The following is a 13,253-nucleotide window of genomic DNA, read 5'->3' on the forward strand; positions in this document are numbered from 1 at the left end:
CGCCGCGCCCCCGCCCCTTCCGCCGCGCCCTCCGGCGGCGAGGGCTAAAAATTCCCGCCGCGTCATATGCTGGTGGCAGGGGACAAACCCGAATCGGAAACGCGGGGAGGAACGGGCAATGCGGACGGTGGCGCTGGCGGGCAATCCCAACTGCGGCAAGACCACCCTGTTCAACCAGCTCACGGGGCAGAGCCAGCATGTGGGCAACTGGGCGGGGGTGACGGTCGAACGCCGGGAGGGACGGATCGAAGCGGCGGGAGAGCGGGCGGTGCTCGTCGACCTGCCGGGCATCTATTCACTCGCGGCGTATACGCTGGAGGAGCGGGTCGCGCGGGAGTTCCTGCTCGGCGGGCAGGCGGACGCGGCGGTCAACATTTTGGACGGCACCTCGCTCGAACGGGGGCTCTACCTGACGCTGCAGCTCTGCGAGCTGGGGACCCCGATGGCGGTCGCCGTGGGAATGATGGACGAGGTGCGGGCGGCGGGCGGCGGCGTGGACGCCGCCCGGATGGAAAAGCTGCTGGGGGTGCCGGTGGTGCCCGTCGCGGCGAGGAAGGGGGAGCGTGTGGAGGAGCTGGCGGCCGCGGCGCTGGGCCGCGCGCGCGTCCCGCCGCCGCCCCGGTACGGGGAACCGCTCGACGGCGCGATCGCGGAGGCGGCGCGCGCCGTCGAAGGAGCGGTGCGGGAACCGGGCCGGCTGCGGTTCTATGCCGCCGGGCTGCTGGAGGACCCGGACGCGTTCAAGGACCGCCTGCGCCTCACCGCCCGACAGAGGTGGGAGCTGCGGCGCATCCGCGCGTCGCTCGAGCGGGAGACGGGGGAGGACACGGCCTCGCTCATCGCGGGGGCGCGCTACCGGCTGATCGAACGCATCCTGCGGGAGGCGGTGAAAACGCCGCCCCGGCCCGCGGGCGGGACCCTCACCGACCGGATCGACGGGGCGGTCCTGCACCGGAAGCTGGCCTTCCCGATCTTCCTGGCCGCGATGGCCGGGATGTTCGGCGTCTGCTTCGGAGGGCCGGGGCTCGCGCTCAAAGGCTGGATGGAACGGCTGCTCGCCGGGCTTTCGGCGGGCCTTTCCGGATGGCTTCCCGCGCTCGGCGTGTCGCCGCCCGTCTCCGACCTGCTGGTGGGCGGCGTGCTCGGCGGGGTGGGCAGCGTCCTCACCTTTCTGCCGCAGGTGGCGCTCATCTTCCTCTGCCTCACGCTGCTCGAGGAGTGCGGCTACCTCTCCCGCGCGGCCTTTCTGATGGACCTGCCCCTGCGGCGGCTGGGGCTCACGGGCAAATCCTTCATCCCCATGCTGATGGGCTTCGGCTGCACCACGCCGGCGGTCATGGCCGCCCGCACGCTGGGGGGCGAGCGGGACCGGCGGCTGACCATCCTGCTGACCCCCTACCTGCCCTGCAGCGCGCGCTTCCCGATCTACGCCCTCTTCGCCGGGGTTTTCTTCCCGCGGCGGCAGGGACTGGCGGTCGCGGCGCTCTACCTTGCGGGGATCGCGGCGATGGCGGCGGTCGGCTGGTTTTTGCGCAAAGGCCCCTTCCGGGGGCGGGAGGCCCCCTTCCTCATGGAGTTCCCGCCCTACCGCGCCCCCTCGCTGCGAAACGTCCTGCGCAACACCGGGGAAAAGTGCGGCGACTTTCTGCGCAAGGCGGGGACCCTCATCTTTGCGATGAGCGTGCTCATCTGGCTGCTCCAGCATGTGGACGGGGGACTCCGCTTCACGGCGGACCCCGCCGCCAGCCTCTTCGCGCGGGCGGGCGGCGCGCTCGCGCCCCTCTTTTCGCCGCTCGGCTTCGGCTTCCGGGAGGCGGCGGTCGCGCTGCTCGCCGGGCTGGTCTCCAAGGAGGCGGTCGTCTCGACGCTGGGGGTGTCGCTCGCGGGGGAGGGGCCTCTCGCGGCGGCGCTCGCCGCGCGGTTTTCCCCTCTCTCCGCCGCGGCCTTCCTCGTCTTCTGCGCGCTTTACGCCCCCTGCGTGTCGGCGCTCGCGACGATGCGCCGCGAGCTCCATTCCACCTGGCGCGCGCTCGCGGCGGCCCTCCTGCAGACCGCCGTCGCCTATGCCGCCGCGCTCGCGGTCTTCCAGCTCGGCACGCTCGCCCAAAACCTCGCCGGATTGCTTTGAGCCGCCGGGCGTGCTAGAATGGGGAAAAAGGAGGCGGCAAAATGGAACACACGGCGGAATCCGCGCGTTTTGCGGCGCGGATGAAACAGGACGACCGGATGTACCGGCAGCTGATCCGGTTCCACCACAAATACCTGACGCATCTGTTTTTATGCTTTCGGATCGTCGGCGTCGTCGCCCTGCTGGCATTCCTGATGACGCTGGCGGAGGTCCTCGCAACCGGAGGCGGCGGGGCGGCCTTCCGGCTGGTCGAAGCCGCCCTGCTGGGCCTGCTCTTTCTTTTCGCGCCCGAGTGGGTCACCGCCCTGTCGGTGCGCTCCGCCCGCAAAAACCGGGTCTCCGGCATGCTGGAGACCCGGATGGCCTTCTACGGCGACCGCATGACGTGGGAGACCGACCAGAGCGCGGGGGAAATCTACTACAGCCAGTTCGTCAAGGCGTTTGAGACGCGGGAGGGCTACTACCTCTACATCGCGAGGCAACAGGCCTACGTGCTGGGGCGGGACGGATTCACGCGGGGGGATCCGGAGGAATTCCGCGCGTTTTTTGAAGCGGCGGCGGGCAGGCCGGTCAAATGGAAGGGCCCGAGATAGGACGTACGGAAAAAGGGCGCCGGAATTTCCGGCGCCCTTTGGCGTAAAGGCTTATTTCGCGTATTCGATCGCGCGGCTCTCGCGGATGCAGTTGACCTTGATCTGCCCGGGGTAGTCGAGCTCGCTTTCGATCTTCTTGACGATCTCGCGCGCGACGATGGTCATCTGGTCGTCCGAGACGACGTCGGGCTTGAGCATGATGCGCACCTCGCGGCCGGCCTGGATGGCGTAGCACTTCTCGACGCCGTCGAAGGAATTGGCGATCTCCTCGAGCTTTTCAAGACGCTTGATGTAGTTCTCGAGGTTCTCCCTGCGGGCGCCGGGGCGGGCGGCGGAGATCGCGTCGGCCGCCTGGACCAGGCAGGCCACGATCGTCCGGGGCTCCACGTCGTTGTGGTGCGCTTCGATCGCGTGGATGATATCGGGGCTCTCCTTGTACTTGCGGGCGAGGTCGACGCCGATCTGCACGTGGGAACCCTCGATCTCGTGGGTCATCGACTTGCCGATGTCGTGGATGAGGCCCGCGCGGCGCGCCTGCGCCTCGTCGGCGCCGAGCTCCGCGGCCATCATGCCGGCAAGCTGGGAGACCTCGATCGAATGGCTAAGTACGTTCTGGCCGTAGCTCGAACGGTAGCGCATGCGGCCGAGCAGCTTGACCAGCTCGGGATGCATGCCGTGCACGCCGCACTCCATAACGGCGCGTTCGCCGTCCTGCTTGATCTTGCCCTCGATCTCGCGGCGGGCCTTGTCGACCGTCTCCTCGATGCGGGCGGGATGGATGCGGCCGTCCTGGATGAGCCGCTCGAGCGCGACGCGCGCGGTTTCGCGCTTGACGGCGTCGTGGCTCGAAAGGGTGATCGCCTCGGGGGTGTCGTCGATGATGAGGTCGACGCCGGTGAGGGTTTCGAGGGTGCGGATGTTGCGCCCCTCGCGCCCGATGATGCGGCCCTTCATTTCGTCGCTGGGCAGCGGGACGACCGAGACGGTGATCTCCGCCACATAGTCGGCCGCGCAGCGTCCGATGGCGGCGGCGATGATCTCGCGCGCCTTCTGGTCGGACTCGTCCTTGAGCTGGCTCTCATACTGGGAAATCTTGAGGGCCTTTTCGTGGGTCAGCTCGCCTTCGAGGTTGGCGAGCAGATAATTCTTAGCCTGGTCGGCGGTGAAGCCGGAGATCTTTTCGAGCATGTCGAACTGGTGGGTCTTGACCTGCTCGGCCTCCTGGAGCTTGGTGTCCGCCTCCTTGAGTTTTGCCTGAAGGGTTTCTTCCTTCTTTTCGAGGTTGTCGAGCTTTTTGTCGACCGACTCCTCTTTCTGCTGGATGCGCCGTTCGAGGCGGGAAACCTCCGAGCGGCGTTCCTTCATTTCCTTTTCATTGTCCTGCTTGAGCTTGTAAATTTCGTCCTTCGCCTCAATGATGGCTTCTTTCTTTTTGGTTTCCGACGTCTTGATCGCGTCGCTGATCAGCCGTTTCGCTTCCTCCTCGGCGGAACCGAGCGCCGCTTCCGCCGCTTTTTTGCGGTATGCGACTCCCAGGAAAAAGGCGATTACCGCGCCAACTAAAAAAGCACCAATCACACTGACGACAAACGGAATGAATCCGATTGTGCTCATGGGGAACACTGACCTCCTTTATTCCATTTTCAATGTCCGCAATCCGCGCGCGGAAAGCCGAGCGCGGATAGAATATTTTTATTGGCACAGCGCGGGAAAGCGGGGGAAAAACGCCAAAACCTTCCGTGCGATGATACCATAAAACATACTGCATGACATTACTATTTTATATGGATGTCATAGGATTGTCAAGAATTATTGCGAAATTGTGAACTTTTAGAGGGCAATTCGGACAAAAAAAGCGGGCGGCCGCCAAAACGGCGGCCGCCCCGGTTCAGCAGAGGCCCTGCGCGAGGAACTTTAAGGTGTAGGAGTAGCCCTCGCGGAAGTACAGTTCGCAGGTATAGGACTCAATGCGGGTGGTGCATTCGAGAAGCTGGTCGAGAAGGTCCCGGCTCTCGTCGCCGCCGCTTTCGAGGCGGGCACGGAGAAGGCGCTCGAGCTCGATGCGGGATTGGCGGAGCTGGAAGAGCTCGTCCGGTTCCTTGACGCTCTCTTCATAGCAGGAGCGGTAGATTTCATTGATGAGCGGCCTGCGTGCGTTCATGCTGTTCCTCCATTCCGGGGTTCGTTCCCTCGTTCTGCAAGCTGTATTCGATCATGCTGACGACGACATTATTGAAGCTCGTGTCATATTCCGAGGCGATCCGCTCGACCTCCCGGATCAGCTGTTCCGCCAGATAAAGGGTCTTGTAGAAGGACTTTTCCCTGCCCTTTGTCTGCCGGGGTGTAAACGGCATGGAAAACGCCTCCTCCCTTTTTTTTGACACCTTCATTTTAGGATAAAAGCCCAACAGAGCATAGATGAGAAATTTTTGGTTTATGGTAAACGTTATCTTGCCTTTTATTTTATCGTGTTCCCCAAGCGGGGAACAGCGAATGGAACCGCGCATTTGGTGCGCCACATTTATCATATCACGGCATACGCAGCTTGTAGACAAGCGGAGAGCTTGTAAATACAGGGTATTTGTTGGTATTTGACAGCCCGCCTCCCAAAGATCATATCACAAAATCCTTCGGCGGTGGGGAAATCGGATAAAGTAGTAGAAAGTAGGAGCGGAGAGAAATTGTGTGCAATCTGCGAAATCCTCCCGCTCGCCAAGTAAATCCGTTCCATTGCGAAAGAACGGTTGACAGCCGCGCGGCGGCGTGCTAAGATAATCTGTAAAGCAGAACATCCCCAACAGCGTTGACGGGGAACGTCCCGGCGCAAGGGCGCGCCACAGAGAGAAGCGGTTCAAGCTGAAAGCCGCTTCACGCGCCGCGAATGGACGACCGCCCCCCGAGCGCGTGCGACGAGCACGCCGGCCGATCCCGTTACCGATCGTCGAGCGGCGCGGTTTTTCGCGCAATTCGGGTGGAACCGTGGAGCAGAGCCTTCATCCCGTCTTTTGGGGGATGAGGGCTTTTTTTTATGCGTAAAATAACCTCGGATAGAAAGGAAGCAGGGACTATGATAAACGTAACGTTGAAAGGCGGCGTCGTCAAGGAGTTTGAATCCGGCACGACCGCCGCGGAAGTGGCAAAGAGCCTCGGCGCGGGCCTCTATAAGGCGGCCTGCGCGGCCAGGGTCGACGGGAAGGCCGTCGACCTGCGCACCCCGCTCACGGAGGACTGCACCCTCGCAATCCTCACCTTCGACGACCCGGAGGGCAAGCACGCCTTCTGGCACACCGCCTCCCACGTGCTGGCGCAGGCGGTCATGCACCTCTACCCCGACACGAAATACACGATCGGACCCGCCGTCGAAAACGGCTTCTACTACGATTTCGACGTCGAAAAGCCCTTCACCCCCGAGGACCTCGCCAAGATCGAAAAGGAGATGACGGCGATCGTCAAGACGGGGGAGGAGCTCGAGCGGTTCGAGCTCGACCCCGCCGACGCGAAGGAGCTCATGAAGGACCAGCCCTACAAGCTCGAGCTCATTGACAAGCACTCGGGCGCGGGGGAGAAGATCAGCTTTTATAAGCAGGGCGACTTCACCGACCTGTGCGCCGGCCCGCATCTGATGAGCGTCGCGCCCCTCAAGGCGATCAAGCTCGTGCAGAGCACCGGCGCCTACTGGCACGGCGACAGCAACAACCGGATGCTCTGCCGCGTCTACGGCATCGCGTTCCCCAAGGCGAGCGAGCTGGAAAGCTACCTCAACATGCTCGAGGAGGCCAAGCGCCGCGACCACCGCAAGCTCGGCCGCGAGCTCGACCTCTTCGACATCTACGAGGAGGGCCCCGGCTTCCCCTTCTTCTTCCCCAAGGGCATGGTGCTGCGCAACACGCTGGAGAGCTTCTGGCGCGAACTGCACCGCCAGCGCGGCTATGAGGAGATCCGCACCCCGCTGATCCTCTCGGAGGAGCTGTGGCACCGTTCGGGCCACTGGGACCACTATAAGGACAACATGTACACCACCAAGATCGACGACCGCGACTTCGCGATCAAGCCGATGAACTGCCCGGGCGGCATGCTCGTCTACAAGCGCAAGCTCCACTCCTACCGCGACCTGCCCGAGCGGATGGCCGAGCTGGGCATCGTGCACCGCCACGAGCTGTCCGGCGCGCTGCACGGGCTCATGCGGGTGCGCTGCTTCACCCAGGACGACGCCCACATCTATATGACCCCCGAGCAGATCGAGGAGGAGGTCCTCGGCGTCATGGACCTGATCGACAGCATCTATAAGGTGTTCGGATTTGAATACTTCCTCGAGCTGTCCACCCGTCCGGAGGACTCGATGGGCACCGAGGAGCAGTGGAACATGGCGACGGAGGCGCTCCGGAACGCGCTGGAGAAGAACGGCAAGCCCTACTCGGTCAACGAGGGGGACGGCGCCTTCTACGGCCCGAAGATCGACTTCCACCTGCGCGACTGCATCGGGCGCACCTGGCAGTGCGGCACCATCCAGCTCGACTTCCAGATGCCCGAGCGGTTTGACCTCACCTATACCGGCAAGGACGGCGAGAAGCACCGCCCGGTCATGCTCCACCGCACCGCGCTCGGCAGCATCGAACGGTTCATCGGCATCCTCACCGAGCACTACGCGGGCGCGTTCCCGCTCTGGCTCGCGCCGGTGCAGGTCAAGGTCCTGCCCGTGACCGACGAGCACATCCCCTACGCGCAAAAGGTTTCCGACGCGCTCACCGCCGCGGGACTGCGCGTCGAGACGGACAGCCGCAACGAGAAGGTCGGCTACCGCATCCGCGAGGCGCAGCTCCAGAAGATCCCCTATATGCTCGTGCTCGGCGGCAAGGAGGCCGAGGCGGGCGAGGTCGCGGTGCGCGACCGCCGCGACGGCAAGACGACCACAATGTCCCTCGAGGCGTTCCTCGAAAAGGCGAAGGCCGAGGTCGACTCCAAGGCCAACTGAACAGACGGAACCGCATGAAAAAGCAGCCGCGCGAGCGGCTGCTTTTTTGCCGCCCGGCGTCGGCCGGCTTCCCGCGCGGGGAATCGCGCCGAGGCTTTGGGCGGCGGACGGGTTTCCTGAGATTTCCGGCCGTACACAGAATATTCACAGACTGTCGAAACTACCGCCACATAAATCGTGTTAACTATACAGGTAGCACGCGTTTCCGGCAGATACTTGCCTAAAACGCGGATTTATAGTACAATATTACCCTACGACATGCTTCCGGTCCCCGTGTTTTTCACGGGGGCGCTGTGAAGTGCGGCCTTCGCGCAAGACGCGCCGGGGCCCGGCGAATCCACGGGAAGGAGGTGGCCTGCTTGGCGCCATACGACAAGATGCCGGACGATTCCGTACCGGAGCCGGACGATTCCCCGCTCGGCGAACTGGCGGAAGCGGAACCGGAAGAAGCGGCCCCCTCCGGTGAGCTCGAGGAGCTCGCCGCGCCCGCCGGGGAACCGTCCCCTCCCGCCGGGGAGGCCGCCTCCGGAACGGAGGACGGCGCGGAGCCGCCCGGGGAGGCGGAGGACGGCGCGGAGCCGCCGCCCGCCCAAAGGGCGGAGAGCCCCTTCGTCCGGTCGGTCAAGCGCCTCTGGTTCAGGGCGGCAAACGCCTTTTACGCCTACTGCTATTTTGTGGGCATCCAGCTGCTGCGCACGACCCGCGCCAAACGGCGGCATGTGGCGCACGGCTTCCACCGGATGGAGGAGGAGGCCGCCGCCCGCCGCCGCAAGTACTTCAACCGTCTGCGCGCCCGTCTGCGCGGCTATTGGCGGGACCTCGTCTCGCCGCTGACCGAGCTGCGCGAGCAGTGCCGGGGATTTTCCAAGGCGGTCGACAACGCGCGGCGATACGGCACCTCCCGCAACGTCGCCAACGTCGTCCTGAACGCCGCCGGGTTCTGGCTGAAGCGGCTGTGGCGAATCTTCCGGACGCTGCTCAACTATGCCGCGCCCATCGCGGCGTGCGTGCTGCTCTACTTCACCGTCCGCTATTTCGCCGGCTTCCAGCTCGCGCTGCACGTCGAATACAACGGCGTCGACATCGGCTACGTCTCCAACGAGACGGTGTTCACCGAGGCGGAGAAGGACATGAAGGAGCGTATGATCCTCGGCGACGTGCTCGTCGCCGACCCGACCGCCGAGGAGGAGGACACCAACGAGGTCCAGGAGGCCGAGCAGGCCGCCGAAGAGGCGGAGGAGCAGGCCAAGACGATCCGTCCGCGCTTTGAGCTGACGCCCGTCACCCGCGACCCGTTCAGCAGGTTCATGGGGCGGTTCGTGCACACGGCCGACCCGAGCCAGCTGCTCGACGCGGACGAGCTGACCAACCGCCTGATCCGCGCGGTGAGCCGGAGCGAGAACAATCCCGACGGCTTCGCGGTCGAAGAGGCGACGGGGCTTTATATCGATGGGACCTACATCGGCGCCGTCACCGACGGGGACGGGCTGCTCGACCTGCTCTATGAGATGAAGGAGCGTTACCGCACCTCCGACATGGAGGAGAGCACGAGCATCCAGTTCGTGAAGAAGGTGGAGGTCAAGCAGGGCCTCTATCCCTCCGGCCCGAACGGCTCGATCCGTTCGCTCGAGGAGATCCGCTCGCTGCTCGACAAGGAGGAGCGCGGCAAGAAGATCTACACGGTGGTCAGCGGCGACGACCCGCTGAAGATTGCGGCCAAAAACGGCATCACGCTCGACGAGCTCAAGGCGATGAACCCGGGCGTCGACGTGAGCCTCTTCCCGGGCGACGAGCTGCTGATCGCGAACTCGGTGCCCTACCTGGGCGTCAAGGTGACCGAGACGATCCGGTATGAGGAGGAGCTCGAATACGAGATCACCCAGCGCACCGACCCCGACCACGACATCGGCTACTACCAGATCGTCCAGCAGGGCGAAAAGGGCGTGCGCGAGGTGACCGCCGAGATCGTCATGACCGACGGCGTCGAGACCGACCGCAACATCCTCAACACCACCATCGTCAAGGAGCCGGTCAACCAGATCGTCGTCGTGGGCGGCAACCGCCCGCTCAAGGTCATCCCCAAGGATTCGAGCGGCAGGGTGGCCTCCGGCGCCTTCCAGTGGCCGACGATCGCCGGCTCGATCAACCCGGGCTTCCTCGGGTACTGGGGCCACACGGGCTCCGACATCTCGTGGAGCGGCTGCTACGGCAGCCCCGTCCTCGCCTCGGCCGACGGCACCGTCGTCGCGTCCGGCTGGCGCGGACTCTACGGCTACTGCGTCGTTATCGACCACGGCGGCGGGATGCAGTCCCTCTACGCGCATTGCAGCGCGCTCTACGTCTCCGCCGGGCAGCAGGTCTCCCAGGGCGAGACGATCGCCGCCATCGGCGCGACCGGCAACGCCTACGGCCCGCACCTGCACTTCGAGATCCGCGTCAACGGTACGCCGGTCGACGCGGCCCCCTACCTCTATGGTTAAATTTCCCGCGGACGCACGCGCCCCGCGCGCTTTCCAGCGCGCGGGGCGCGTTTTTGCCATCTTCCGGCAAAAATCGAGCCGGATTTTAAGAATCATCACAAAAATTCCTCTTTTATTTTGTGTGATGCGGTGATATACTATATGTATTGAAATGCGCCTTTGCCGCGCATCTGTTTGCCGCGCGCTTCGGCGCGGCGGACAACCTTTTGACAGGGAATCCTCTTCGCCCCGGCCGGACGCGCGTGAAGCCGGGGCGCGGCTTTGAAAAAATGTGTGGCGCGCGCGGAGAAGGCGGTCAAGATGGAAAAGTTTATTGTGCAGGGCGACACCCGGCTTTGCGGCGAGGTCACCATCAGCGGCGCGAAGAACGCGGCCGTTGCGATCATTCCGGCGACGATCCTGGCGCAGGGCAAATGCGTCATTGAAAATATCCCCAACATCAGCGACATCACGATGCTCTTCAAGATCCTGCGCGCGCTCGGCGCGTCGGTGCGGATGCTCGACCGCACCACCGTCGAGGTGGACACCACCTACATCACCGAGCCGGTCGTCCCCTATGAACTCGCGCGGTATATGCGCGCCTCCTACTACCTGCTGGGCACCCTGCTCTCCCGCTGCAACCGGGCGAGCGTCTCGATGCCGGGCGGGTGTAATTTCGGGGTCCGCCCGATCGACCAGCACATGAAGGGGTTCGAGGCGCTCGGCGCGACCGTCTCGATCGACAGCGGCATGATCAACACGAAAGCGGACATGCTGCTCGGCGCGCACATCTATTTCGACGTGGTGTCGGTCGGCGCGACGATCAACGTCATGCTCGCGTCGGTCAAGGCCAAGGGGATCACCATCCTCGAAAACTGCGCCAAGGAGCCCCACATCGTCGACCTGGCCAACTTCCTCAACTCGATGGGCGCGGACATCCGCGGCGCGGGCACCGACGTCATCAAAATCCACGGGGTGGACATCCTGCACGGGACCACCTATTCGATCATCCCCGACCAGATCGAGGCGGGCACCTATATGGTCGCCGCCGCGGCGACCGGCGGGGACGTGCTCGTCAAAAACGTCATCCCCAAGCACCTCGAGGCGATCACCGAAAAGCTCGAGAAGGCGGGCGCGGAGGTCACCGAATACGACGACTCGATCCGCGTGACGCGCGAGGGGGAGCTCTCCAAGGTCAACCTCAAGACGATGCCCCATCCCGGCTTCCCGACCGACATGCAGCCGCAGATGACCGCGCTGCTCTCGATGGCGAACGGGACGAGCATCGTGACCGAGGGCGTGTGGGACAACCGTTTCCGCTATGTCGACGAGCTGCGCCGGATGGGCGCGCAGATCCAGGTGGACGGCAAGGTCGCGGTCGTCGAGGGCGTGCCCCGGCTGACGGCCGCCCCGGTGCGCGCGGTCGACCTGCGCGCGGGCGCGGCGGTGCTGATCGCCGCGATGGCGGCCCACGGGGTCACCGAGATCGAGGACATCGAGCACATCGAGCGGGGCTACGAAAATATCGTGGAAAAGCTCGAGGCGCTCGGCGCCAATATCCGCAAGGTCGTGCTCCCCGACGGAGAGCTCAAGGCTGCGCTCTGATTTCCGGCCGGCTGTTTTTTGAGCCGGCCGTTTTCCTTATCCAAATTCGTTTCGGGAGGATGCCTATGGCCCGGTTTTGCACGCTGTTCTCCGGTTCCAGCGGGAACAGCACCTATATCGCCGCCTCCGACTCGGCGGTGCTCGTCGACGCGGGGCGCTCCTGCAAGCAGCTGCTGGCGGCGATGGAGTCCCGCGGCATCGAGCCGCGCTCGATCGGCGCGGTGCTCGTCACCCACGAGCACACCGACCATGTGAGCGGCCTGCGGGTGCTCCTCAAAAAGCTGGGCGTGCCCCTCTACGCCACGCCTGAGGTGCTCGAGCGGCTGCGGTGGGACGGAGTGCTCGTCCCGGGGCAGGAGGCGCATCCGGTGGAGCCGGGGACGCGCCTGACGGTCGGTTCGCTTGAGATCGACAGCTTCGACACGCCGCACGACAGCGCGCACAGCGTCGGGTACCGGATCCGGACCCCTGACGGGCGGCGGCTGGCGGTCGCCACCGACATGGGATACATAAGCGAAAACGTCGCGCAGATGCTGCGGGGCTGCGACCTTGTGATGCTCGAATCGAACTATGAGCCGGGGATGCTCAGCGCGTGCGACTACCCCTACTATCTGAAGCGGCGGATCGCCTCCAACACGGGGCATCTCTCGAACGAAGTCTGCGCGCAGGAGCTGATCGAGCTGGTCCGCACGGGGAGCACCCGCTTTGTGCTGGGGCACCTATCGCAGAACAGCAACACCCCCGAAAACGCCTACCAGGCGTCCTACTGCGCGCTGACGGCGGGCGGGATGCGGGAGGGGATCGACTTCACGCTGACGGTCGCGTCGCGGTCGGGCCCGTCCGAGATGGTGGTGCTGTGATCGCGGTGCAGGTGATCGCGGTCGGCAGGCTCAAGGAGGCGTGGATGCGCGACGGCTGCGCGGAATATGTAAAGCGGCTGGGGCTGTGGAGCCGGGCGTCGGTCGTGGAGGTCGACGAATACCGGCTGGGGGAGAACCCCTCGCCCGCGCAGATTCGCATCTGCGTGGAGAAGGAAGGGGAGCGCATCCTCGAGAAGATCCCGAAGGGCGCGCGGGTGGTGGCGATGTGCATCGAGGGGAAGACGCTCTCCTCCGAGGAGCTGGCGGACTACCTCGCGCGGGCGGCCGCGTCGGGCGCGGGGAGCCTTGCATTTGTGATCGGCGGTTCCCACGGGCTCTCCGACGCGGTGAAGGACGCCGCCTCGCTGCGGCTGTCGATGTCGCCGATGACCTTCCCGCACCAGCTCGCGCGGGTGCTGCTGCTCGAGCAGCTTTACCGCGCCTTCTCGATCAACGCGAACGCGAAATATCATAAATAAAAAGTTTCGCCCGCCTTTTTAAAGGCGGCGGAGCCCCGCTCCGCTCGCCGCGGCGAGCGGAACGCCTGATTCACAATAGCCAAAAGTTTCGCCCGCCTTTTCAAAGGCGGCGGGTGAGAAAAGTCCCGGCGTTTTTTCAAAACGCCGGGATTTTTCG

At 64.6% G+C, this 13,253-nt stretch carries 10 protein-coding genes; 7 read left to right on the forward strand and 3 right to left on the reverse strand.

Translation table 11 applies throughout. The annotated features are described in order from the left end of the window. The first annotated feature begins 118 nt into the window (after positions 1-118). Together feoB and RCI06_RS12990 are read left to right on the forward strand one after the other, a co-directional pair. Complete coding sequence (gene feoB / locus RCI06_RS12985; RefSeq protein ID WP_306576314.1) at positions 119-2,128, forward strand: ferrous iron transport protein B; 2,010 nt, start codon at positions 119-121, stop codon at positions 2,126-2,128. A 41-nt stretch (positions 2,129-2,169) separates the two neighbouring features. Beyond that, positions 2,170-2,721: a YcxB family protein gene (locus RCI06_RS12990; RefSeq protein ID WP_306576315.1), complete on the forward strand. Its 552-nt coding sequence runs from the start codon at positions 2,170-2,172 to the stop codon at positions 2,719-2,721. A gap of 51 nt (positions 2,722-2,772) precedes the next feature. Here RCI06_RS12990 and rny read toward each other — a convergent pair whose 3' ends face one another. From rny to RCI06_RS13005, 3 genes are all read right to left on the reverse strand, one after another. Then, positions 2,773-4,335: a ribonuclease Y gene (rny, locus tag RCI06_RS12995; protein WP_276873141.1), complete on the reverse strand. Its 1,563-nt coding sequence runs from the start codon at positions 4,333-4,335 to the stop codon at positions 2,773-2,775. 274 nt (positions 4,336-4,609) lie between these two features. After that, positions 4,610-4,882, reverse strand: a complete 273-nt coding sequence (locus RCI06_RS13000; protein ID WP_101549690.1) for a hypothetical protein — start codon at positions 4,880-4,882, stop codon at positions 4,610-4,612. After that, positions 4,854-5,075, reverse strand: a complete 222-nt coding sequence (locus RCI06_RS13005) for a hypothetical protein (RefSeq protein ID WP_306576316.1) — start codon at positions 5,073-5,075, stop codon at positions 4,854-4,856. The genes RCI06_RS13000 and RCI06_RS13005 overlap by 29 nt, the downstream gene beginning before the upstream one ends. Before the next feature lie 713 nt (positions 5,076-5,788). On the opposite strand from RCI06_RS13005, the gene thrS reads away from it, so the two are divergent. From thrS to rlmH, 5 genes are all read left to right on the forward strand, one after another. Then, on the forward strand, positions 5,789-7,693 hold the full coding sequence (gene thrS / locus RCI06_RS13010) for a threonine--tRNA ligase (protein WP_101549696.1): 1,905 nt from the start codon (positions 5,789-5,791) through the stop codon (positions 7,691-7,693). Positions 7,694-8,052: 359 nt separating this feature from the next. Further along, the gene (locus RCI06_RS13015) at positions 8,053-10,173 is read left to right on the forward strand and encodes a M23 family metallopeptidase (RefSeq protein WP_288235126.1); all 2,121 of its coding nucleotides are present in this window, start codon (positions 8,053-8,055) and stop codon (positions 10,171-10,173) included. 300 nt (positions 10,174-10,473) lie between these two features. Then, positions 10,474-11,757, forward strand: a complete 1,284-nt coding sequence (locus RCI06_RS13020; RefSeq protein ID WP_101553182.1) for a UDP-N-acetylglucosamine 1-carboxyvinyltransferase — start codon at positions 10,474-10,476, stop codon at positions 11,755-11,757. Between the two features lie 65 nt (positions 11,758-11,822). After that, on the forward strand, positions 11,823-12,617 hold the full coding sequence (locus tag RCI06_RS13025) for an MBL fold metallo-hydrolase (protein ID WP_101549700.1): 795 nt from the start codon (positions 11,823-11,825) through the stop codon (positions 12,615-12,617). Then, positions 12,614-13,096 carry a 23S rRNA (pseudouridine(1915)-N(3))-methyltransferase RlmH gene (gene rlmH, locus RCI06_RS13030; protein ID WP_306576317.1) on the forward strand — a complete coding sequence of 161 codons (483 nt, stop codon included), beginning with the start codon at positions 12,614-12,616 and terminating at the stop codon, positions 13,094-13,096. Before RCI06_RS13025 ends, rlmH begins: the two co-directional genes overlap by 4 nt. The last annotated feature ends 157 nt before the right edge of the window (positions 13,097-13,253 follow it).

It is taken from the genome of Anaerotruncus massiliensis (ex Togo et al. 2026), from assembly GCF_030825285.1.
In the GTDB taxonomy this organism is placed as follows: domain Bacteria; phylum Bacillota; class Clostridia; order Oscillospirales; family Ruminococcaceae; genus Anaerotruncus; species Anaerotruncus massiliensis.